The sequence below is a fragment of the Legionella clemsonensis genome (assembly GCF_002240035.1).
Classification (GTDB): domain Bacteria; phylum Pseudomonadota; class Gammaproteobacteria; order Legionellales; family Legionellaceae; genus Tatlockia; species Tatlockia clemsonensis.
The window spans coordinates 2,494,955-2,518,041 of record NZ_CP016397.1 but is presented as its reverse complement, the minus strand read 5'-3'; the positions used below and the strand labels follow the sequence as shown (position 1 = coordinate 2,518,041).

Here is a 23,087-nt window from a genome sequence, read left to right as displayed (position 1 = left end):
CTATTAGGTAAAAAATAGGGGCATTTCGAGTGAATTTCAAGCATTCTTTTCGAATGTTTCAATCACCTCTGTTAGGGGTTGCCCTACGGAGGCGGAGGGAGATTTAATTGACAAAATAACCGCTAAAGTAGAGGCAATATCCGTGGTATTGACAGGCCTTGTGATATGTTTTGTTTTAAACTTGCCATTGACAAACAATAAAGGGACATAGCTATCATATTGCCAGGGAGTCCCATGGGCTACACGCTGCTCACTTTTATCGGCCAAGGCTTGATAAGGCGGGGGAACGAGATAAATATCTCCTGAGCGATCAGGAAATGCCATTTTGTCCACTTTCGCACTGAGCCAATCGTGTTCGGTATTTGCCAATGGCATGGGGTAAGCCTGAAAAATGCCCACGTGTTGACGCAACGTTTCTGCCAAATAAGCACTAACCTGACGATTAGACAATTGATGTTCATTAATGATTTCATGATTCAGGTAAATATAGGGTAAGGAGATAGCTTGTAATGCCTTGGCAGGCAGTTGAAAATGTTTAACGAGTGTTTGTTCAATAATCTCCTGCATTTGTGGCAGCTTTAAAGAATGGTTCTCTTTAATATGATGCGCTGCCAAATAAGCGGGAGAATCACTCACGCCATGATCGGCGGTTAACACGATTAAGGTATCATCCAGACCCACCTGTTTGTCGATGGCCGCCAGTAATTTGGCCAAGGTTTTATCCAATCTTAAAAGATTATCCTCCGACTCAAGGCTATTAGGCCCAAATTGATGGCCAATCACATCAACGGCAGAAAAACTAATGCCTAAATAATCTACTTTTCCGTCAGCTCTGCCGAGTTTTTCATTAACCAGCAGATTAATGGCAAAATCAGCAGTTAATTCGTCAGCGTAAGGGGTCATTGAGAAAAACTTGTAATAAGTTTCTGATTGAGGAGAACCTGAATGATGTGGGAAAGTCGTTCCAAACTCCTGAAAACGGTTTTTAAACACAGGTGTTTTGGCATAAGTATAATTGGCCACAGGAGCACTTAATTGCCAAGTTATCTCTTTGGCTTCATAGTGCTTATTCCAATCATTAACCCATACAGGATAGGTTGAATAGTAATATTTACTGGTAATAAATCCACCATTTTCTTTGTCAAACCAAAAGGCTTTTCCAGCATGACCTGCCAAAGTGATGGCAGCGCGATCTTTTAATGACACAGCAAAAGCCTGACCAATTTGTGCCAATACGATTTCATCGCTTAAGGTAGAAGCCATTAAGTTGCGTGGTGAGCGACCCGCTAAGGGTTTTCGTGAGCGGGCAGTCGGTAAGAGGATACTTTGCAAATCTTCCACGCAATTAATCTCTGATTTTGTTTTTCTGTCATACCATTCATTGCTTACAATGCCATGCAAGGCGGGATAACTGCCTGTAGCAATCGTGGCATGTCCTGCACAAGTGACGGTATTGGCGTGTGGGTGGTGAGCGTTCTGGTAATCAAGACCATGGCTTAAGAGGTAATTAAACCCATCGGGACCAAATTTATGCTGATAGCGACTGATTAAATCTCCCCTTAATTGATCAATGACAAGTTGAACAACCAATTTGGGTTTGGTCGCTGCTGAAACCAGAGTAGTTATTAATAACAAAGAGAGAGTTAAGGCTTTTTTCATGGTTTTCTCATAAAAAATAAAATAGTGGCATCCTAAAGCAGATTCATGAATGGGTAAATGGAAATTACTTAAAAATAGTTGGATTTTGTGCAAAAAAACTCTACTTTCTCACGTCCCACGGTTTTGTTCCTGAGAGCTCCTCAAATTTCATATATCTCTACGTAGAGATAAAATTTGTGATATCAGGAACAAAGCCGTGGGTGTAGGCAGAATGTAAGAATATTCAGGCTTTTCCGGGAACCACAATTGCGGGCGAAAGAGGCACCTTACCCAAAACAGGAAAAACGAAATGTCAAAAACTTATTAAGTAAGTAGTAGGCTGCTAGACAGTAATTTTTAAATCAAATCAGTAGATTGTAAATTGATTAAACCGTTTAAAGAAAACACATGACGAAAGGTTTTATTTAGTTTACACTGGTTGGCGGTGAATGATTGCACCAATAATAACCTATTCATGGAGTAAGGAGAGTAAGATGGGTTTTGAATTAGCAGCATATGAAACAATAACAGCCAAATTCGAGCAAGCGGTCATCAAGTATATGGGGTATTATGGCAAGACTAGAATTGAGCAATTAAAAGATACTCGTCGTCCTCATATTGAATTTCTAAAGGCGGTTATCACCGAAGTCAATAAATTGCCGGAAGAAACTCAGGCTCAAAAAAAATCGAAGTCTTGTATCCTTAGTGGCTTCATATATATCGTATCGGAAGGGCTTCCCCCCAATAGCAGTTATCTTCGTGATCTGTTACTTGATGCAATAGGCGTCGTTATGAAGACTAACCAAAATATAGAAAAAAAACTAACCCCAAATGAAATTGATCCTAGAAGTGCTGTAAAAATGACTTCTGAAGCGATGAAATTTTATACGAGTTTGGTTTTTACTCCTGACATGGAAAAAATGCACGAGAATCATCCCTTTTCTAAAATTGAGAAGTTGGACTTAACTGCTTTTGAAGACAGGGGCGATGATATGTGTAGTGCAAACCGTAAGCTGTCTAGGAGAGGGGCTCGGACTACTACGGAGCGTGACATTCAGAAACGTGAACGGGAAGAACGCGAACAAGAAGAGCGTCAACGTAAAGAAGGCAAAAAAAGTACTTCTTCCCCCTACAATCTTTTAGATTGGATTGGTGGTTCTTCCAAAAAAGAAGAAAGAGAGTATGATGATGAGGAAGATTTAAGTAGTGATAATAAAGCGACTGTGTAATCATAACAACACCCTGCCTGATGCAGGGTGTTATTTTTCTTCAACTGGATAACCTGACATTACCCACTCAATAATACCCCCATTTACTGAATAAACGTTTTTATACCCTTTCTCCAATAAACAACCTGCTGCATAAAGTGAGCGAACTCCGCTTTTACAGTGAAGGTAAATAGGCTCATTTAAATCGGCAACAAGCGCTCCAATGCGTTGCAGAAGTTCATCTTTAGGAATATGAATGGCACCAGGAATTCGATTATGTTGCCATTCGTGGAGCTCCCGGACATCAATGAGGCACAAAGAGGGATTTTCATCCCATCGTTGCTTTAATTCTTGTACAGTAACAGTTATATTATTTTCGCTCATAAGCATCCTCTCGAATCATTGGTCTTGTAAGGGTTGAGTGGTGAATAAACCAATAGATAGTCGCTGTAATTACACCACCAAGGAGGGTTGCAAAAGCCCAGGTTGCAGCGGATACCAAAGCAGGACGTTGTCCGAGTTGATATAAATTCCCTGCGTCACGCGCCACAGCTCCTGCGAATAGCACATGCAATAATGCATTAATTAACATTAACAAATACTGCAAGGTGAGTATCTGCCCTTCATACTGATTAATAATTTCCGTGAATGTCACATGGCCTCCTGCAATTGTTTGGATTGTCGCCATGATAACAGAAAAAGGGCAAATACTATCATAAAGATAGCCAGTACTTGTACACGATTAGGAATTTCATGAAAAACAATAAACCCCCAAAATAACCCGGTTAAGGCCACCATGCCACCCGTTAAGCTGTAAAAAACGGGGCCGGCTAAACGAAGAAGGCTAAAAAAGAGCAAATACCCCAAGCTTGATAAGATGATTTCCAATAAAATGACCTGCTTTACCAGGGTAAAGGAGCCTGCCAAAGAATAAAACGACTGTTGCTGAACAATGAGAGGAAAAAGCAACAAGGTTGATGCCAATAGCATCCCCGTTGCTGCTTCAAGGGCTGTCATTGAGGAGGGTTGTTTAGCCGTGATGTAGATTGAGCAAAGAGCGAAGGCAAAAGGACTAAGTAATGCCAACAAAGCCCACCCCGATAAGAGACCATAAAAGGTAGGGCCTATAATTAATAAAATGCCGGAAACACCAATAACTAAAGCCATCATGCGCCAGCTATCAAAATATTCCTGCTTTACAAGTAATGCCATTGGATAAACGAGCAAAGGCACCGTATTGACCAAAACAGCAAGCAGGCCTGCAGGGATATGACTGGCTATGAAGTACATATTAGTGTTGGGAATAGTAATACCTACTAATCCGCAAATTAAAAAATAAGACCAATACTTCCACTGAAAAATAGCGGTGTTGCCTGTGAGTAGGCAAAGTAAAGTTAATAATAAAGCAGGGCCTGCAGATTGCCAAAAGGCATAACCTAACGCGGGTACGTCATGAGTCATTGCATATTTCGCCAGTGTGTAGCCGGAACCCCAAATAAATCCTAACAGAATTAGAATCCACAGAGAAAGTAAGGTGTGTTTGTTCACGATAAAAGCTAATTAAATAATTAATTCAGTTAGTCTATCATTTATATGTTAATAGATCGTATTTAATGTAAATTTATCTTTTACCTGTGTGCCGTGCACAAAGCGCAGAACGTAGAGATTTTAAATTATGCACCCAAGAAGTTTCATATTTTGATTCTAACTACACCTTAGGTTACCATCCTTTGATAATTTTTGCTGGAGAGAGAGCATGCAAGCGAGTGATGTACCCGTACCTCATTTGATAACGGCACATTGTGGACCTCTACATCATGTAGAAAAAATTCTATTAAATCAGGTGGCCACTATTGAATCTTGGTTTAGGGAAAAATGGCAGGAAACGCCGCCTTCGATTACTTCTTCAGTCGATTTACGTCATGCTGGTTTTAAACTTGCTCCGGTAGACACCAACCTGTTTCCGGCAGGATTTAATAATCTTAATCGTGATTTTTTACCGTTATGCGTTCAGGCAGTGCAGTCAGTTATGGTTGACGCACTCCCTAATTGCCTGCGCATTTTATTGATTCCTGAAAGTCATACGCGAAACAAGTTTTATTTACATAGCCTGAGTATATTACGCGATATCTTTGTGCACGCAGGTTTTATCGTTCGTATTGGAAGTTTGGATCCTGAAGTAACAGAACCTCAAGAGATTGTGCTGGAGCAAGGTAACAGCTTACGCTTAGAACCTATAAAGCGCTTCGGAAATCGTGTTGGGCTTTCTGATTTTAATCCTTGTATTATCTTGCTCAATAATGATTTGTCTTCTGGTATACCCGATATTTTACAAGATTTGGAGCAACCGATTCGACCCACCGCAAAATTAGGTTGGGCAACAAGATTAAAATCCAGCCATTTTCATTTTTTTAATGAGGTTGCTTCGGAGTTTGCCAAATTAGTGAATATGGACCCTTGGCTCATTAATCCTTATTTTACTGCAGTCGGCGGCATTGATTTTATGGCTCAGGAGGGACTGGATAGTTTGGCAGAGGAAGCCGATAAATTACTGTCTCAAATAAACGATAAATACGTTACCTATGGCATTACGGAAAAACCCTTTATCGTGGTTAAGGCAGATAATGGTACTTACGGCATGAGTGTCATGATGGCCTATAGCGCCGAAGAATTGAAACAGTTAAACCGTAAACAGCGCACGCGTATGTCCGCCAGTAAAGGTAGTCGCAAAGTGGATAGAGTAATGATACAAGAAGGGGTGTATACCTTTGAGACCATGCCTAACGGCGCTGTTGCTGAACCTGTCGTTTATATGATAGGGCAATTTGTTGTGGGAGGTTTCTACCGTGTACATCAGGGACGAGGGACAAGTGAAAATCTTAATGCCCCGGGCATGCACTTTGAGCCTCTGGCTTTCGCACAAGCTTGTAATACACCGCGACGGGATCTTGATGCCATTGATTGTCCAAATCGATTCTATGCCTATGGCGTCATCGCGCGTCTTGCAGCCTTGGCCGCTGCAAGGGAAATTGCAGCTATTTCAATCTGAAAATTTAGGAGTTCGAATGAAGCTTGCGGTATTGATGGATCCTCTGCATCATTTAAAACCTTATAAAGATACAACACTCGCCATGTTAAAGGCAGCACAAGCGCTGGGGTGGTCTTGTTTTTATTTTACGCAAGCTGATTTGTTTTGCCGGCAAGGACGTGCGTTTGCACGATTATCATCCATTCATCTTGGCGACTTATCCAGCAAAAATTGGGCGCAAGTGGCAGAACTTGGAGAACAAGCATTAAGTGAAATGGACATCGTGCTCATGCGAAAAGATCCGCCCTTTGACATGGAATATATCTATTCTACTTATGCCCTGGATTTGGCGGAAAAAGAAGACGTTCTTGTGGCCAATAAACCGCAAAGCTTGCGCGATGCCAATGAAAAATTTTTTACTCTAAATTTTCCGCAATGTTGCCCTCCAACTTTGGTAAGCCGTGATATCGAGCATTTACGCGCCTTTTGGCAAGAACACCGCAATGTCATTTTTAAACCGCTTGAAGGAATGGGCGGTAACTCGGTGTTTCATGTTGATGAAAAAGCCCTGAACCTGTCCGTTATTTTGGAGGTGCTAACCAAGGGCCAAACAGTAAGTATTATGGCCCAGCACTACATTCCTGAAATTGTCCATTCCGGTGATAAGCGAATTTTATTAATTAATGGCAAACCAGTCCCCTATGCTTTGGCCCGTATCCCTGTCAAAGGAGAATTACGCGGTAACCTTGCCGCAGGAGCCAAAGGAGAAGTAGTACCTATTACGGCCAGAGACCGCTGGATTTGTGAACAGATTGGTCCTACATTGCAGGCGAAAGGACTTTATTTTGTAGGGATAGATGTAATTGGAGATTATTTAACAGAAATAAATGTAACCAGTCCGACTTGTTTGCAAGAAATTGCCAAAGAAACGGGGTTGGATATAGCCGGCGATTATTTGCGTTGTCTAGAGAAGTTGATTAGAAACTAAGACTCGTGTCGACTGGGCTATTTGTGTAATGGTAAGTTTTTTGTTAAACTAAGCTAAATAGACTTAGTTTAGTAAGACTATGCATAAAGTAAATATCCATGAAGCTAAAACGAATTTATCCAAACTAATTGAAGAAGCTGTTCGAGGAGAACCCTTTATCATTGCGAAATCAGGTAAACCTCTTGTAAAAGTAACAGCACTATCATCTTCTGCTAGCAATAAAATACGTCGTGTAGGATTCATGAAGGGGCAAATTACCATTCCCAAAGATTTCGATAGAATGGGTAGTAAAGAAATAGAAGATATTTTTGGCTGTAATTCATGAAATTCCTGCTCGATACGCATTTAATTCTATGGGCAGCCAGCTCCCCTGATGATTTGTCTCAAGAGGCATGTCAACTTATCAATGATGAGGCTAATGAGCTTTTTTTTAGCCCTGCAAACCTTTGGGAAATTGCCATTAAAAGTAGTTTACAAAAGGAGAATTTTCAGGTGGATACCAGGGTTCTTCGACGAAATCTACTGGATAACGGCTATTACGAGTTAGCAATAACAAGTGCTCACACTGTATTTATTCAAAGCTTACCCTCAATACACAAAAACCCTTTTGACAGAATATTGGTAGCACAAGCTACCGTGGAAGGCATAACTTTACTTACAGCGGATACCCTAGTAGCCCAGTATCCTGGGCCGATTCGGCAGGTTTAACCTAATAAATTCTACATGTATGGTCTAAGCCTTATCAGGAACGGCGGTATGGGGTGTACCTTGAACGAAAATCCGATTTAATCGGTAACCAGAGAAAACTAGCATTGTAGAGTGAAGACTTTTGAGGAATAAAGTATCATTCGGTCCGTATTAATTTAAACGGACAATTAGAATGCCAACTCAAGAGAAGATTAGAGAAAAAGTAGGAAAAACCTACGCGTCTGCCAAAAAACATCTGAAGAATGTTGTGAAGGTAGATGATCCGGAAACAAAAAAGGCAATTAAGCATTTTCATAAAGTTCTAAATTTGCAAAGTGATCTTGAAAACTATAACGACAATGATTATCAGCTTGCATGTTTGAGTAATGAAGGTTTAGCCAAGGCTTATTGTCAAGTGACTTCTGGAGTCAATGTTGAAGACGTTGAGTATCGCAAGGAGCAGGCCAACCAGCAATTTCAGAAGATTCAATCCCCTTTAATAAGGCATTCAATTTTATGTCAAAGTGTTTTTATTTCCGAGATTGTTGAGCAAAATGCCGAACAGACAAATAATAACCTAATTAATTGTTAATAGCTGGGCAATGGTACTAAACACTGCCATCAAACTGTAGCTGCCTCCAGGCTTCAAACAAAATAATAGCGACAGAGTTTGATAAGTTAAGGCTGCGACTGTGAGGACACATAGGAATGCGAATGGCAGTATACCGCTCCCTTAAATGAGCGGGTAGGCCGCGGGTTTCAGCCCCGAAAAGAAGCATATCTTCATCCTGATAGCTAATTTCATGATAACCTTGAGTTCCTTTCGTGGAGCAAGCATAAATTCTGCGCTGTTGATTTTTTTCCATGAAATGCTGCTCATTTTCATAATGAATGATGTTAGCCCATTCGTGGTAGTCAAGGCCTGCTCGTCGCATGCGTTTATCATCTAAGGTAAACCCTAAAGGATGAATAAGATGCAACTGTGCACCAGTATTGGCGCACAAGCGAATGATGTTCCCAGTATTCGGTGGGATTTCAGGCTGATGCAGGGCTATGTGAAGCATTCGGATTGGTACCAGTCGATTCAGAATTTTTGGCAGGTAGAGGCTCATCATCAATGTAATCGCCAATGTCTTCTTCATTGTCTTCATCATCGATGTACAGTGAACCTGTTTCTTGTTGCTCACCCGTAATACGGAAATTACGATGCTGTAAATAGGCGTCACGGATAAAAGCATATTTATCGAGAGCTTGCGCCATTAACGCTTCTGTTTCAAACATTTGGGAACGCAAGTCTACATACCTTATGGCTGCTAATCCCCAAATTACGCCAGCATGGTCAATATAGGCATAAGGGCTTAACACGGTATAATCAAACACCATTCCCATACCATCACGAATCGTTGCAGGGCCTAACAAAGGAATTACTAAATAGGGTGATTTTTTATCTCCCCATTTGGCAAAAGTCAGGCCCATATCGTTGTAGTGCGGAGGTAGACTAAAATGCTTGTCTGCCATATCAAAAATACCTGCTATACCAAACGTTGAGTTAATCATAAATCGCCAGGCATCTTTAATGGCATAGCGCCATTCTGCTTGCAGGAGATCATTAGCGACCGTTGGTATCATGGCAACGTTATTAAACGCATTATTAATTCCGCTACGAACTGGTGGTGGTAGAATCACTTTATAAAATTTGGCTGTTGGCTTTAAAACAGTGGCGTCAACAGCCATATTAAAATTATAAATCTTGCGATTAATGGATTCGTAAGGGTCGGCTGGATTAGAACCTTTGGTTATGCAAGCAGAGAGCATCAAAGAGCCGATTACTGTTGCAAGCGTGACAATTAAGCGCATGATTCTTTAACTTTTTATTGCTGCATGAAGTGATGTTACACCAGTTTATAGCGGTTGAAAACTAAAACCGAGACATAACAGTGTCATATTCAGGAGTTCCTTCAAGCGACTACGTCGTTTTCAGGATGACGAACCCCAGGGATGACGTACGTCTTGGGGAGCAGCGAAGTTGCTTGAAGGATCCCACAAACAAGGCCCCGATTCATATTGAATTTCACTCCATTCAGGATGGTATGAGTTTGCCTTACTAAAACTGAAGGATAAATGTTACGGGCCCATCATTACAAAGATGGACCTGCATATCGGCTCCAAATTGGCCACTTGCAACCTTATTATGCTGCTGGTGTGCAAGCATGATTAATGCTTCAAACAATGCCTGACCTGCTACAGGGGATGCTCCTGCAGAAAAACTGGGGCGCAATCCTTTTTGTGTGTCTGCTACCAAGGTGAATTGAGGAACCAGCAACAAACCGCCACTTATCTCCTTTAGGCTAAGATTCATCTTGCCCTTTGCATCACTGAAAACTCGGTAATTTAAGGATTTTTCTAACATACGCTTTAGTGTTTGTTGATTATCGTTCTGCTCGAAACCACAAAGGATTAAAAGTCCCTGAGAAATTGCGCCCACAACGTTCTCATCAACCGTTACATGAGCTTCATGTACTCGCTGCATAACGATTAGCATACATCCAAATCCTTACCAGCAATCTCTTTACTGACAGATACCAGAGCATCGATGATTCCTGCTTCACGCTCAGAATGACCGGCATCCCGGATAATCCTTAGATTCGAAGCGGGTAATGACTGATGTAAATCCCAGGCTGCGCCAATAGGAGAGATCATGTTATAACGACCATGGATGATATAAGCAGGAATGTGTCTTATTTTATGGACGTGCTCTAAGATTTGATTTTCTTTGATAAAAAAATGATTGCTGATGTAGTGTGACTCCAATTTAGCCAATGCCAAAGCAAAATGGGGATTACAATATTGATCAATAACGTTTAAATGAGGATGCAGGCTGCTACAACGTGCTTCCCATAATGCCCAATGTTTGGCAGCTGCCATTCGTGCTAATTCATTATCGCCTTGCAAGCATTGTGCATAATATTTTACAGGATTATCCTGTTCCGATTCAGGCACCAAACTAATAAAATCTTGCCAATAGTCAGGAAAAATACAGTTTGCACCATTTTGATAAAACCAATCGATATCCTTTTTTCGCCCTAGAAAAATTTGATGCAGCATCATAGCGCCAATTTGCTGTGGGAATTGCTGTGCATACAGTAACGCTAACAAAGAGCCCCAACCACTACCAAATAAAACAAATCGTGTTATGCCCAAATAGTCCCGAATAGCGTCAATATCATCCAGTAAATCGCGGGTAGTATTGCTTTGCAACTCAACGTGCGGGGTTGAACGGCCACAACCTCGCTGATCAAATAAAACGATGCGATATAGCATTGGATCAAAAAGACGTCGTAGACATTTGTTTCCACCAGCACCAGGCCCTGAATGTAGAACAATGACTGGTTTACCCTGAGGATTACCAATCTCTTCTATGTAAAGCGTGTGAGGTGTGCTTACAGGTAACTCGTGACGTTGGTAAGGTTTAATTGCTGGGTAAAGGGAATGCATAAATTCCTCGTTTTTTCTTAAATCTTATACTGTCAATAATCAGAAGCAAAGACGTTTGAAGGAATAAGTGTGTATTTATCGTCTTCCATGAGTATAGAACATGCCATGTTTATTAATTATTAAATCCAGATAATTGTGCTACATTTGATACTATATCGATTGTGGTGGAGACCGTTGCAAATCAGGCTTTGTTTTTCACTGCTAAATTTAAGATAATAGTTTTTTGTTTTGAGTTATTGGGTTTAATGCATGACAGCACTGCTTAAGGAATTAAATGAGAAACAACGGGAAGCGGTGGCTGCACCGTTAGGGAGTACACTGGTTTTGGCAGGCGCTGGCAGTGGTAAAACTCGCGTGTTAGTCAGTCGTATTGCCTGGCTTATTGAGCAAGAGCATATTTCTCCTCACGCGATTTTAGCAGTGACTTTTACTAATAAAGCAGCCGGGGAGATGAAAGCGCGTCTAACTAGTATGTTGGAAATCCCTTTGACAGGGTTATGGGTTGGAACTTTTCATGGCTTATGTCATCGGTTATTACGCCGCCACTATGACGCTGCAAAATTACCTGAGCAGTTTCATATTCTAGATAGTGAGGATCAGGCAAGAGTCATTAAACGCGTTTTAGCATCGCTGAATCTTGATGAAGATCAATGGCCAGTTAAGCAGGCGCAAGCATTTATTAATGGTCAGAAAGATGAAGGTTTACGACCAGAGCACATTCCTGTTTTGTCCTATGGACCAACCCGTACTTTAGTGCAAATCTATAAAGCTTATGAACAGGCTTGTCAAACAGCCGGCGTCATTGACTTTGCCGAGTTGCTGCTACGTACACACGAGCTGTTACGGGATAATCCAGATATTTTGTTGCATTATCGCCACCGCTTTCAAGCAATTCTGGTTGACGAATTCCAGGACACCAATACGATTCAATATGCGTGGATTCGTTTACTTGCTGGTGAGCATGCTGCTGTAATGGCCGTTGGGGATGATGATCAATCTATTTATGGTTGGCGCGGCGCAAAGGTGGAAAACATCCAACGATTCTCACAGGATTTTAGGAATACTCAACTTATCCGCCTTGAACAGAATTATCGCTCAACCTCCACTATTTTGGATGCCGCAAACGCCCTGATAACTAACAATAATTCCAGGATGGGCAAGAACTTATGGACTGCAGGTAAAGCAGGCGAAAAGATTGTGGTTTATAGCGCTTTTAACGAGCTGGATGAAGCCCGCTTTCTTGGTGAACGCATTGTAATGGAAATTAATAATGGACGCAGTGCAGATGAAATTGCAATTCTTTACCGTTCTAATGCGCAGTCACGCGTCATTGAGGAAGCCTTACTACGCGCAGGTATCGCTTACCGTATTTACGGTGGCGTTCGTTTCTTTGAACGCGCAGAAGTAAAAGATACGCTCGCCTATCTGCGATTAATCGCCAATCCTTATGATGATACTGCTTTTGAACGTATAGTTAATTTTCCTACGCGGGGAATTGGTGAAAAAACACTGGAGGAATTACGCCATCTTGCTAAAGCAGAAGATATTTCTTTATGGCAAGCGGCAAATGCTGTTTTACAAGCAAAGCAACTACCACAGCGTGCAGCAACTGCTCTGACAAAGTTTATTGAATTGATTGAAACCTTACAAAGGCAAACAGTTCATCAAGAATTGGATGAGCAAATTGGTACTGTCATTGAATGTAGTGGTTTGTACGCCCATTTTGCAAAAATCAAAGGGGATAAAGCAGAATCTCGCCTGGATAACCTACAAGAGCTTGTGAATGCTGCCAAACAATTTCGCTATGAGCAGGAAATTGACGAAGAATTACCTTTACTGGTGGCTTTTCTTGCCCATGCCTCTTTGGAGGCGGGCGAAATGCAGGCAGAGGCTCATGAGCGCTCTGTGCACTTGATGACTCTTCATGCTGCGAAAGGTTTGGAGTTCCCATTAGTGTTCCTGGCAGGAATGGAAGAGGGTGTATTTCCAAGCAAGCAAAGTCTGGAAGAGGCTGGTCGCCTTGAAGAGGAACGCAGGCTTTGTTACGTCGGTATGACCCGTGCCATGGAAAAATTAATCATGTCTTATGCGGAAGTGCGAAGACAGTATGGGCGTGAAGAATACCACCGTCGTTCACGTTTTCTTCGTGAACTGCCTGAAGAGTTACTGGATGAGGTTCGGGTTAAAGCACGTTTTCAAGCGCCTCTGTCGCCTAAGACTTTATCCTCAGTTGCCGCTGAAGAAGTGGGCCTGAAGCTTGGTCAAAATGTTAGTCATCCCAAATTTGGTCATGGAGTCATATTGGCTGTGGAAGGCAGTGGTGCCCACACGCGTGTGCAAGTAAAATTTGCTGATCATGGTGCTAAATGGCTGGTATTGGCTTACGCCAATTTAACACCGCATGAAGATTATGTACCTTTTAATTAAGCACGATATGCTGATGATACGATTTGCTTTAAGTCGTCATCGCTACTCTCTAGCGCCCTATGATTTAAATTAGAACAGGATGTTTTAATTTATTGTTCAGGTGTTATTCATTCACTCTTATCCTGCCTATAACTCGTTCGCGATCCTCTGAGAGCACCAGGAAATGGGTATTCTTACCCATACAATTATTCAAATCAATGCTCTATAATTGCTCAAATTTTAAGTTTAATGCCCAATCCTTAAGAAATAATCTTATTGGTTCGAATGTCAATAATGATTCATAGGATTGCATAACCATCCTCTATTGGAGCTTCATAACATGCTTAAGCAATATGCGCTTATTGAACAAAAAAATAAGGTCAGCGCCGAATTAGAAACGCTGGCTCAACGTCTAGAGGTTGAAGAATTATCTGTTATGCAGGTAATTCTGCCTATCGATGATATTGAAAAGCGACTAGTACGTGAAGGTGAAGTTCTTAGTTTGCGTATCGAATTGTTGGAAGAGTATCATAAAAGACCAAGTGAGCAATCCAACAACAATACTGATAATCTTGAAGATCTAAATCAGCGCTATCAACAAGCACTTAAAAAGCAAGAGCAAATCTTCATCGAAGGCTATCATGCACTATTAAAAGCTCGCGATCGGATTTATATCAACAACCAATTTCTTGATATTAAACCAAGACAGACTGAGTTGCTTGAATCGTTTTGCAAAGCGATGCAAGTAGAGATGCAGAGCTATGCAAATTTTATTTATGATTCCAGTCGCAGTTTAGCTGAGCAGTTAGCCACTTTAAAAGCCGCATTAACAGAGAAACAAGAGCAAGCGTTTGCATTATCCCAGCAAAAAGCACAGCTATCTCAACGCTTACAAGACCGTCAGGTAACTTATGGTAAACGTTCGGTAAGCATAAATAATTCTTTTCAAAAACAACGACAGAGTATTGAGCAAAGTCTGCCGGAAGCCGCTGCGCAAGGTAATCTGAATTTAGTGAAATCGTTGATTGAAAAGCAATCCATTTTTCAGAAAAAATCTTATATTAATCAATTAGGTATTAATGGCTATAACGCTTTGCACGCGGCCTGTCGCAATGGCCATTTGTCAGTTGTAGTGTTTTTGCTACAACAGGGTGCCGATTATCGAAAACCAGATGAACAGGGATATTTGCCTTTACACTTTGCGCTAGAGCAATCTCACTCAAATTTGAGCAATCTAGTGAAATTGCTCGTCAAAAAGGAGGGTGATGTTAATCTGGTGGGGCCCTACGGTATCACGCCGTTACATACGGCCGCTTTTTTTGGTAACACAGTCGCAGTGGAATGTTTGCTAAATTTAGGGGCCTATGTCAATGCCCAAGAAACTCAGGAAGGATCTGGCAGGACACCCTTGCATTCAGCAGCTAGCCAGGGACATAACCAGGTGGTAGAGCTTTTGCTCAATGCCAATGCCAATGTAGGAGCTCGGAACAAAGCCAATGAAACGCCTTTATATGAAGCCTTGCGAGCCGGCCATCTATCCACAGCCCAACTATTTTTAGAGCAAGGCTACTGGCTGTCCAGGAAGGATCTGGAGCGATTAATGGAAGAGGGGAAAAAAAGCGGTCATTTAGAGGTTATTGAATTAATCAAACAACTTTTAAATCAACAGCTTTTGTCCCTGGAAACTTGCTTGCCCAGAACAGTGCAACCGGGTGAAGACTCGACGCCTACCTCATTTTCATACCGTGGGGCATATCCTGGCATGACGCATTTTCACTCGCCAGGTACTCGTACTCCAAGTGATGATGCGCAAGATGAAGAACTGCAAGAAGTTATGCTGGCGTCCTTGGAAAAAGCCACGCAAGATGAAGTCAAATTTGAATGGAAATGGTCAAGTTAAAAATGGATTAATTCATTGCTCTAGTATGTTGATTAATAAGAGCAAAAGGGAAGCATGAAAAATTAAACCCTATTGTCATAGAATCAATTAGGTGTGGGATGTTTACTGAGCCAGTGTTATACGAAATTTTTGAGAGTCTAAACGATTTATATTGTAATTTGCTCAAGCAAAAGCAAACTGAAAAAGCGTTACTGATCTGGCAAGCACTTTGGCTCGCGGTGAAAAGGGACTTTCTGCCATTAGAGCTCTCCAAAAGATTTATCACAAAGACCACGCCTCTAGTTAAGAACCTTCTCGACCCCATTATTTTAGGACAGGTTATTGATTGGTGTGAGGCGGTTATTGAACAACAGCCTATTAGTTTGGATACGTCTGAGTTAGAGCTCTATATCGCTGAATTTAAGCAATCTAAATTACGTGTCATTGGCAGCAGTACACCCTTGCAAGAGGAAGCATTCGCGGGGTTTGATTTTAATGTTGATCAATTGCATCATTTCACGAGTAGTTATCAGATTGCACAGCGTCTGAGCAAAATCAATCCCTCGCAGGATAACCAGCAGCAGGTCAAGAAAGCCGCGCAGAAAATCACCAATCTGGAAGTTGATGTATTGAGCCAAGCGGCTTTAATTGCCTGGAAAACTTATTTGCGCGTCATAGAAGAAAATCCTGGGAAAGAAGATTACTTAAATGCTTTAGCGTGGTTAAGGAATTTACTTATTCGGCACGATAATTACGGTCAGGCGATACCCAAAAGTCCGGATTGGCAATGTTATCGTGAAGCATTGCAATCTATTCGTGAAGAGCTTTGTCAAGCCTTACCAGTATTGCCTGCTGTGCATGAGAAAAGTATTGAACAGATAGTAACAGCCCAACGAACTTACAACACTAAATTACGACGCTTTTTGGCTGAAATAGCTGCCGATTGTGAAAAAGTACTAGGTCCTGCCCCTTGTGTTTATGCCGTAGTGGGCGTTGGTTCTATTAGTCGAGATGAGGCCGCTCAATACTCTGATCTTGAATTTATTTTAATGGTAGAACCTTATACAGCAATTAAGCCCTTAGTCCATGCCTATTTTGACGCATGGTTACAACTTTTTGATTTTAAAATTCGAAGCTTGGGAGAAATTGCTCTGCGAGGCAATGGAAAAGGGTTAATGATCGATAGCGGATATTCGCCTAAGTTTAATTTTGATAGAGGAGTCAATCCAAACTTAGCGGCTAGCCCATTCACCTTTGGTACGCCGGCAGAAATTATAAAAAGCAATTTTAAAACACTTGGTAATCAGGACATCGGCTCAGAGTACAAGCGTGCAACCTTGGTCAGTGCTGAACTATTTTCATTTCTACATTCTGCCTATATCGGCGGCAATAGCCTCCCATCGCCCTATATAAGTAGCCCTTGGACAAGCGCAAGTTTATTTAAAGATTTTCAAATACAGCTAGATCAACAGTTGAAAGCGCTTATCACATTGGACAATAAAATTAACAATTTATCCATGCGTAAAGCTGTGGGTATGATGCAGTTAATGTCACATCGTGCGGATCTAGAAAAAAAACTGGTTAACGTTATTGATACGATGTCGGTCGTTGCCATTAAAGAAACTTATTTAAATTTAATCAGCTGTATAGGCTTTGCGCTTGCCTACTATTATGATTTGCCAATGCTCAAAGGGGTTAATGCTATTCAGCATTCCCTGGACATCTGGCAGGCCCTGCAGAAAAACGGCATTATTGATTTGGCCACCTTTCATTTTTTGCGACGCGGTTTTGCTAACTGTTCGGCAATCCGTATTTTGGCACAGAAGCATTATCAGCAACAACTTAAACCGGAACTGGTGGCTACTTCAGCTAAAGCGCGTAAAACTGCCTTGACTTGGGAAGCACCATCCGGATGGTGGGGACATGGACTTGAGGGAGAAAAAGATCACTATTATAAGCCTCCTAGCTTAATCGAGCAGCTTAAATTTATTGTTCCGCATCCTGATATTGATAGCATTTATGATTTGCATCCAGATTGTTATTTTGACTTAGCATCCTTTGAATGGTTATTTCTGCGTCCCTTGTTGCTAGTACTAAAGGGCAAAGAATCGATGCAGCCACTCTTATTACAGCAACTCAATCCTCTTAGGGATACTTTTGACGCCTTATTTAATCAGGTTTTAGCAAATCCAGGTAGCCTTTCTATCGCCGAATTTAGTAAATATCTCATCAGTTATCTTATCTATACTAACGCGACACCTGAAATTTATTATCATTTTTACGAGCGTTTAAATGAAGAGGGTCAACGCCAATTCGCCATGCATCTGCATGAGCTAAATCTTAAAGAGTTGGCACCCATCACACATGAGCTAATACATCGTGCAAAGCCTGACGGCTGGCGGCCACTGCGTGATATTCAACGCAAAGCCTGGTGCAAAGTAGTAAAAACCTTATTTCATCCAGTATATGATGAAGCGGCAGTATTGGAGGCAGGATTGCCTCTCATCAAAACCCGTAATTTAGATAACCCTGCAAGTACTGCTTGCCAAACCTATCAGCTAACGAAAAAAGCTTATAGCCAGTTGTTTGACCAAGGCAATTTTAAGGCTCGTTCCGCCAAGCAACAGGATGGCCGCCATACAGCTCTGACAGTCGTTACTAAAGATGAGCGGCAGCAAGAGCACCGCGTTTTTTGGAAGTTGTCTCCTGAACAGCCCGCTGCTGAAGCCTTGGATGAAGAGCTCACTTGGTTGTTAACTGGTGAGGCCCATCCTAATACCTTGGTCTTAAAGGTGATTCGCAAAGAGGTCACTACAGGAAAGCTGCAGACAGAGATTGTGCAACTGGTTGAAGGCGTCACAGGTATCACCTTGTCTGCGCAGGATATTAAACAACATGCTGCGATGTTAGGACAAATTGATAAGGCTTCCTTTACTCGTCATTTCCTGAGTGTATTGATAAGTAATCCCGAGGACGATAATGGGTGTGATTATTTTTTGACACACGCACCTGGTGGCAATACAACTCAATCACTGTCTTTAAAACGGATTGATCGAGAACGAAAATATTATCAACCCGATGAAACACAAAAAACGTATATTGGCTTCAGTAGTAAAAAAATTTTATTAGTAAAAAGTATCTTATACTGCCTAAATCAGACGCAAGAGCCTCTGGATAACGCTACTTTAATGGCTTTTGCAAAATTGAATACAGAGCAGGTCTTACGCCGCTGGCTTCATTTTGCCAAAACCGAAGAACAATTTTATCGTAATCTGTTTACGCCGGAAGAGGTAAAAGAGCATTTTAATCGCCGAGATGTGGACATGACTTTGCTGGCTGTTTTTCTGCCCCAAGGATTGATTAGGAGCATTTGGAGTCGCATTGAAGCCGCCCAATCTTTAATCAAGCTAGCACAAGCCTCAAGTGGCTCCTCTAAAACGTCAACTAGCCAAATTGAGCCGACGCTTACGGGCATGCAACTACTTAAAGAAATTCAAGGAACGCTTGCCAGCTATTATTTACCTGCCTTTGATCGTTTTCCCTATGATGCTAATCGTCCTGAATTAGCAGAAGAGCGATTCAAGTTTGTGACTGCAGGCACAGGTGCCTATCTATTAACAGCTGATAACCGTCGACAAACTAATACCTTAGCGCTTATAGCCATTACCAAAAACTCCAATTTCTTTAAACAGCGTCCCGCACAAAAACTTACTGTTGATGATGCGTTGGCAATGTACCGAGGAGAACGTGAATCAGCTCAAACTGCTGTCAGTGAACTTAAAACAATGAGGAAAGTTGACTCTCTGCGTCTTGCAGAGATGTTGCTCACGAATGTTCCCAATTCCTTGCAACAGTTTAAATTGTTGGCTGCAAACCAACAAGTTGTCATCATCACGCATTTATTTAAACTGGCCAATCAAGCATCCTATGCCCTAAAACAAGAAACATTGGAAACGGTTTTAGAACTGTTAGCCTCAGGTATTGTTTTTCCTGTGCTTGACTTAAGTGCATTTCGCCATGTGCTGCAAGATTCTCATTTACTCGCATTGTTAAAATCAACAGGCCAAGCACTTGACGCTTTAAATTTAAGTCAGTGTCTGCATGTGACGGAGAAGGGCATTGAGGGGATTGAAAAATACTGCCCTGGACTTAAGGCATTATCTTTAAGCCAGTGTACGCAATTAAAAACGGTTACTCTGCATTTAAAGCAATTAACCTCCTTAAACATCGCTGACTGTCATCAACTCAAGAAAATTAATGCTCAGTTACCGGAATTAACGCACATTAATGTAGAAGAGTGCGTCGAGCTTGAAGAAATTGTCACAGGCGCTAAAAAATCAGCGGAAATTAATATTAAAATTAAAGGGTGCCTTAAACTGCAAAAAATAGAAGGGATACCTGTTGCAAGCGAGCAAGAAGCACAAAAGCAGGAGGTTTTTTTACAGCCCATCACGCTAATTGAAAAAAATCTAAGCTGGCTTTTAGCAGAAATTATCCAGCAGGAGCCGCAGTTTAAGTATGAAATTAAACAAGATGATAATAAATTAACACTTAAATTGAGTAGAAGCAGTTTATTAACGAATGAGTTATTAATTACTGTTTTAGGGAATTTACCGTCCACTCTTATGTCTTTATCTTTGAAGGAATGCACCAATCTTAGTGGCCGCATTATTCCTGATATCGCGCAAAAATGCCCTCAGCTGGAGACCCTTCACTTAAGCCACCTTAACGTTCACTACTTGGTTTTTGCTGAGGCAAGTAATTTATTTCTGGCATCGTTTTTTACCTTATTTCGCAGCCTAAAAACGCTTACGATTACCCATTGCCCGCAAATAAAAGAAATAAGACTTTGTGCGAATGAACTTCGTTCTATTACCATTAGAAATAATCCTAATTTAAGAAAAATATTATTAAAAGCAGCCAGATTGCAATCGCTTGGTATTGCTGATTGCCACATGTTACAAGAGATAATCAGTGACAGCAGAGAACTTACATCTACAACCATTAATCGCTGTAATCAATTAACCAATTTATATTTAAAAGACAATAGATTAAATCAATTAATCATTGAAAACTGTCCTTTAATAAGTATAGAGACAATTAAAACGATTATTGATCACTCACCTGGACTAGAAAATTTTTCTTGCACTAGAAACGCATTTCCTATTCCCCTTCGTCTCTATCGGAAAAATCCAGTGTTATTGACACTCTCCTGGAAAAGAATACCTAAGGATGTCAGTAATATCTTATGCAGGATAATTATGGAAAAGAGTCAACGAATTCCTGTTCACACCACTGATTTTGTCTCATGGTTAGAGAAAGAGTTAAATCTCTATGCTGATTATTTGCATGCTGTCACTAAACAGTTTCAAAAAAATGCTGTCTCATTTTCCCTAGAGGAGAAAGAGGTGCAGTTTGTAAATCCTCCTTCAGTAAAAAAAGAGAGGATTAAGCCAGAGGTTGAAGAAAAATTATGTAGTGATTTGGAAGATTGTGCATTTATAACGACAACGGATTTAAATACAGCGGTGGAGTTTAGTTTGCTTATAAATGCTATCATCAAATTCGAGGAGCAACTACCTTATTCGTTTGAAGCTGCAGTGCATAAGTACATTACAGTTCATTATCATAAGGGAATTCCATTGCTTCACTATAAATATGTGAATTTTCATCAGCCAAGTTTTGAGCAAAGTATGAATTTTTATATAAGCTGTTTCGAGACAATCTGCGAACATGATCAATCATTTTTAAGCAGCAAAAGACAATACATCCAATATAGAGATACTTATAACAAACTAAAAACCAGGGTAGATGCTAGGACTGATCTCATCCTCTCCAATATAATTAAAGATTATGAAAAACACGGATTTGATAGACATCAAGTAGCTCAACAAATTGAAGAAAAGCGATGTACTTTAGCCTATCATAAAATACTGTTTTGGGGTATTCCAACCAAAGAAGATGTTGCTACTCCTAGAATAGTAGGTATATTGGAGAAAAAATTAGCCCTATCTGACAAAGCAACAGTGAGAAGAGTAATCCTTCGGTGTCTTGCTAAAGTCCAGCCTAAAAAAATTAACAACACGACCTATAATTTGGTATTAAATGTGCTAACCAATTCAGGAGAGAACAATTTTGATTTTATAGATGCGGCTAAGATTCTTGTTTCCATCGAAGAATTAAATGTAAACGTTTCCCCTCAGTTAATAGAATCCTTAGTAAAGAAATATGTAAATATTTTATATAGTCGGTTGGGGAGGGACGACTCCGATATAGTGCATCATGCCTTAATTAAAATGGCATTGTCTTCTGTAGGAGCTAAATCTAGCCATACTATGGACCAGCTCCTTCTTGAGTACATCTTGAAAATGCAAACTAGTTGGAGACATAAGAGAGACCCTGTAATTTCATTTTTAGAGGCTACATTGTGCAAATACTTATTAGACCCCTTTAATTATTGGAAGAAAAAATTAGCCACGTTTAATGCTGTTGAAAATAAAAGCAGCTTGCAAACGATTGTCAAAGACTCACGACCGAGTTTGAGTTTTACCCCATAAAAGCAGTGTGTTAATAGAAGCTTATTTAATAATAACAGGTCTTAAAGATTACGCCCTCTTTTAATCACTTAAATATTGAATTTAGCGCATACAGGTGTTACGTTTCTGTGTGCGAAAAATTTAGGGTCGGTAGGCCACTTTCTAGAGCACCGGATGATTAAGATTAAAGCAAATAAGCCTTCTTGTCCCTACGTACTGCGGCTTGTCCCTGTATTTTCTACACAGAACCGCGTCGTCTGTAGGAAGGGTTGAGATGATTGATTTTGATCATTAAATAAGTAGCATTCGGTGCTTCTGGACGCTATCAATACCGATAGATCCCTAATAATTTCATAATACGTTAATTCATAATAAGGGGAAGGGTGTGAAATTTACAAATCTGTTAACAGCCGGGGTATTGGCAACAGCCATAGCATCGCCATTTGCTATTGCAGCAAGTTCATCAACTACTCAGTCTGGTACTATGTCTGAAACGCAAAAGAAAGAAATTGAAAAAGTAATCCATGATTATTTGGTGAATAATCCTGAAGTATTACTGGAAGCGTCTCAGGCATTACAACAAAAACAGCAACAGGCAATGCAACAGCAGGCACAAGCGGCTATTAAAGATAATGCCAATCAATTACTGAATGATAATTTGACTGTCTTGGGGAATCCGAAGGGGAATGTCACCCTGGTTGAATTTTTTGACTATCAATGCATCCACTGTAAGAAGATGGCGCCTGTAATCAGCGAATTGATTAAAAAAGATAAGAACTTACGGGTCGTACTTAAGGAATTTCCTATTTTTGGAAAAAGCTCTGACATGGCTTCCCGTGCCGCATTAGCAGCAGCGATGCAAGGTAAATATAAAGAAATGCACGATGCTCTAATCAAGCAGGACAAGCGCTTGAATGAACAAGTGATTATGGATGCTGCCAAATCCATTGGTTTGGATATGGCCAAACTAAAAACAGATATGGACAGTAAAGCAGTGACTGATGCCCTGGATGCCAATCGGGAGTTAGCGGAAAAACTGCATCTCATGGGTACACCGGCATTTATTATTGCAGCCACACCAGCAGGACACTTAAAAGAAGGTAGTACACCGGCCTTTATACCAGGTGCTGCCAGTGAAGAATCTCTGCAAGAGCTTATCAAAAAAGCATCTAACAATTAAATAGTAAGCGGCGATTGGATGCAATCGCCGCTATTATCCATG

Annotated in this window: 18 protein-coding genes; 10 read left to right on the top strand and 8 right to left on the bottom strand. The window is 40.8% G+C overall.

Annotated elements, in window-relative coordinates:
* Positions 1-36: 36 nt before the first annotated feature.
* Positions 37-1,659: an alkaline phosphatase family protein gene (locus tag clem_RS10995; RefSeq protein WP_094092340.1), complete on the bottom strand. Its 1,623-nt coding sequence runs from the start codon at positions 1,657-1,659 to the stop codon at positions 37-39.
* A gap of 473 nt (positions 1,660-2,132) precedes the next feature.
* On the opposite strand from clem_RS10995, the gene clem_RS10990 reads away from it, so the two are divergent.
* Positions 2,133-2,867 (top strand): hypothetical protein, encoded by a 735-nt coding sequence (locus clem_RS10990; protein ID WP_157698235.1) that lies wholly within the window; start codon positions 2,133-2,135, stop codon positions 2,865-2,867.
* 30 nt (positions 2,868-2,897) lie between these two features.
* Here the strand turns inward: clem_RS10990 and clem_RS10985 are convergent, their stop codons facing one another.
* Genes clem_RS10985 through clem_RS10975 form a run of 3 tightly spaced genes read right to left on the bottom strand, consistent with a single transcriptional unit; the run spans position 2,898 to position 4,394 of the window.
* Entirely contained in the window at positions 2,898-3,230 is a 333-nt protein-coding gene (locus tag clem_RS10985; RefSeq protein ID WP_094091604.1) for a rhodanese-like domain-containing protein, read from the bottom strand.
* The gene (locus clem_RS10980; protein ID WP_232505621.1) at positions 3,217-3,438 is read right to left on the bottom strand and encodes a hypothetical protein; all 222 of its coding nucleotides are present in this window, start codon (positions 3,436-3,438) and stop codon (positions 3,217-3,219) included. Before clem_RS10980 ends, clem_RS10985 begins: the two co-directional genes overlap by 14 nt.
* A 59-nt stretch (positions 3,439-3,497) precedes the next feature.
* A complete protein-coding gene (locus tag clem_RS10975) occupies positions 3,498-4,394 on the bottom strand; it encodes a DMT family transporter (protein ID WP_232505457.1) in 897 nt (298 codons plus the stop codon).
* A gap of 208 nt (positions 4,395-4,602) precedes the next feature.
* Between clem_RS10975 and gshA the strand changes: the two genes are divergently transcribed.
* From gshA to clem_RS10950, 5 genes are all read left to right on the top strand, one after another.
* Positions 4,603-5,895, top strand: a complete 1,293-nt coding sequence (gene gshA / locus clem_RS10970; RefSeq protein WP_094091601.1) for a glutamate--cysteine ligase — start codon at positions 4,603-4,605, stop codon at positions 5,893-5,895.
* Positions 5,896-5,911: 16 nt separating this feature from the next.
* On the top strand, positions 5,912-6,862 hold the full coding sequence (gshB, locus tag clem_RS10965; protein WP_094091600.1) for a glutathione synthase: 951 nt from the start codon (positions 5,912-5,914) through the stop codon (positions 6,860-6,862).
* A 79-nt stretch (positions 6,863-6,941) separates the two neighbouring features.
* A complete protein-coding gene (locus tag clem_RS10960; RefSeq protein ID WP_058450627.1) occupies positions 6,942-7,187 on the top strand; it encodes a type II toxin-antitoxin system Phd/YefM family antitoxin in 246 nt (81 codons plus the stop codon).
* Complete coding sequence (locus clem_RS10955; protein ID WP_094091599.1) at positions 7,184-7,570, top strand: type II toxin-antitoxin system VapC family toxin; 387 nt, start codon at positions 7,184-7,186, stop codon at positions 7,568-7,570. The genes clem_RS10960 and clem_RS10955 overlap by 4 nt, the downstream gene beginning before the upstream one ends.
* A 172-nt stretch (positions 7,571-7,742) precedes the next feature.
* A complete protein-coding gene (locus tag clem_RS10950) occupies positions 7,743-8,141 on the top strand; it encodes a hypothetical protein (RefSeq protein ID WP_094091598.1) in 399 nt (132 codons plus the stop codon).
* Positions 8,142-8,157: 16 nt separating this feature from the next.
* Here the strand turns inward: clem_RS10950 and trmL are convergent, their stop codons facing one another.
* The 4 genes from trmL to pip all read right to left on the bottom strand — a co-directional run bounded on the left by trmL (position 8,158) and on the right by pip (position 11,044).
* Positions 8,158-8,613, bottom strand: a complete 456-nt coding sequence (gene trmL, locus clem_RS10945; protein WP_094091597.1) for a tRNA (uridine(34)/cytosine(34)/5-carboxymethylaminomethyluridine(34)-2'-O)-methyltransferase TrmL — start codon at positions 8,611-8,613, stop codon at positions 8,158-8,160.
* Entirely contained in the window at positions 8,585-9,406 is an 822-nt protein-coding gene (locus clem_RS10940; protein WP_094091596.1) for an MlaA family lipoprotein, read from the bottom strand. Before clem_RS10940 ends, trmL begins: the two co-directional genes overlap by 29 nt.
* Positions 9,407-9,653: 247 nt before the next feature.
* The gene (gene dtd / locus clem_RS10935; protein WP_094091595.1) at positions 9,654-10,091 is read right to left on the bottom strand and encodes a D-aminoacyl-tRNA deacylase; all 438 of its coding nucleotides are present in this window, start codon (positions 10,089-10,091) and stop codon (positions 9,654-9,656) included.
* A complete protein-coding gene (pip, locus tag clem_RS10930) occupies positions 10,085-11,044 on the bottom strand; it encodes a prolyl aminopeptidase (protein WP_094091594.1) in 960 nt (319 codons plus the stop codon). The genes dtd and pip overlap by 7 nt, the downstream gene beginning before the upstream one ends.
* A gap of 249 nt (positions 11,045-11,293) precedes the next feature.
* Here pip and uvrD point away from each other — a divergent pair, with 249 nt between their 5' ends.
* The 4 genes from uvrD (at position 11,294) to clem_RS10910 (ending at position 23,045) form a co-directional block, all read left to right on the top strand.
* Positions 11,294-13,471, top strand: a complete 2,178-nt coding sequence (gene uvrD / locus clem_RS10925; RefSeq protein ID WP_094091593.1) for a DNA helicase II — start codon at positions 11,294-11,296, stop codon at positions 13,469-13,471.
* Positions 13,472-13,790: 319 nt separating this feature from the next.
* Entirely contained in the window at positions 13,791-15,350 is a 1,560-nt protein-coding gene (locus clem_RS10920; RefSeq protein WP_094091592.1) for an ankyrin repeat domain-containing protein, read from the top strand.
* Between the two features lie 98 nt (positions 15,351-15,448).
* Positions 15,449-21,886, top strand: a complete 6,438-nt coding sequence (locus clem_RS10915) for a hypothetical protein (RefSeq protein WP_094091591.1) — start codon at positions 15,449-15,451, stop codon at positions 21,884-21,886.
* A 364-nt stretch (positions 21,887-22,250) separates the two neighbouring features.
* Positions 22,251-23,045, top strand: coding sequence for a DsbA family protein (locus clem_RS10910; RefSeq protein ID WP_094091590.1), 795 nt, complete (start codon positions 22,251-22,253; stop codon positions 23,043-23,045).
* Positions 23,046-23,087: the final 42 nt, after the last annotated feature.

Coding starts and splice junctions, on each gene's coding strand:
- clem_RS10940 (WP_094091596.1), bottom strand. CDS start 9,406: ATGCGCTTAATTGTCACGCTTGCAACAGTAATCGGCTCTTTGATGCTC.
- uvrD (WP_094091593.1), top strand. CDS start 11,294: ATGACAGCACTGCTTAAGGAATTAAATGAGAAACAACGGGAAGCGGTG.
- clem_RS10915 (WP_094091591.1), top strand. CDS start 15,449: ATGTTTACTGAGCCAGTGTTATACGAAATTTTTGAGAGTCTAAACGAT.
- clem_RS10920 (WP_094091592.1), top strand. CDS start 13,791: ATGCTTAAGCAATATGCGCTTATTGAACAAAAAAATAAGGTCAGCGCC.
- trmL (WP_094091597.1), bottom strand. CDS start 8,613: ATGCTTCACATAGCCCTGCATCAGCCTGAAATCCCACCGAATACTGGG.
- clem_RS10955 (WP_094091599.1), top strand. CDS start 7,184: ATGAAATTCCTGCTCGATACGCATTTAATTCTATGGGCAGCCAGCTCC.
- clem_RS10950 (WP_094091598.1), top strand. CDS start 7,743: ATGCCAACTCAAGAGAAGATTAGAGAAAAAGTAGGAAAAACCTACGCG.
- pip (WP_094091594.1), bottom strand. CDS start 11,044: ATGCATTCCCTTTACCCAGCAATTAAACCTTACCAACGTCACGAGTTA.
- gshA (WP_094091601.1), top strand. CDS start 4,603: ATGCAAGCGAGTGATGTACCCGTACCTCATTTGATAACGGCACATTGT.
- gshB (WP_094091600.1), top strand. CDS start 5,912: ATGAAGCTTGCGGTATTGATGGATCCTCTGCATCATTTAAAACCTTAT.
- clem_RS10960 (WP_058450627.1), top strand. CDS start 6,942: ATGCATAAAGTAAATATCCATGAAGCTAAAACGAATTTATCCAAACTA.
- dtd (WP_094091595.1), bottom strand. CDS start 10,091: ATGCTAATCGTTATGCAGCGAGTACATGAAGCTCATGTAACGGTTGAT.
- clem_RS10995 (WP_094092340.1), bottom strand. CDS start 1,659: ATGAAAAAAGCCTTAACTCTCTCTTTGTTATTAATAACTACTCTGGTT.
- clem_RS10980 (WP_232505621.1), bottom strand. CDS start 3,438: ATGTTAATTAATGCATTATTGCATGTGCTATTCGCAGGAGCTGTGGCG.
- clem_RS10985 (WP_094091604.1), bottom strand. CDS start 3,230: ATGAGCGAAAATAATATAACTGTTACTGTACAAGAATTAAAGCAACGA.
- clem_RS10990 (WP_157698235.1), top strand. CDS start 2,133: ATGGGTTTTGAATTAGCAGCATATGAAACAATAACAGCCAAATTCGAG.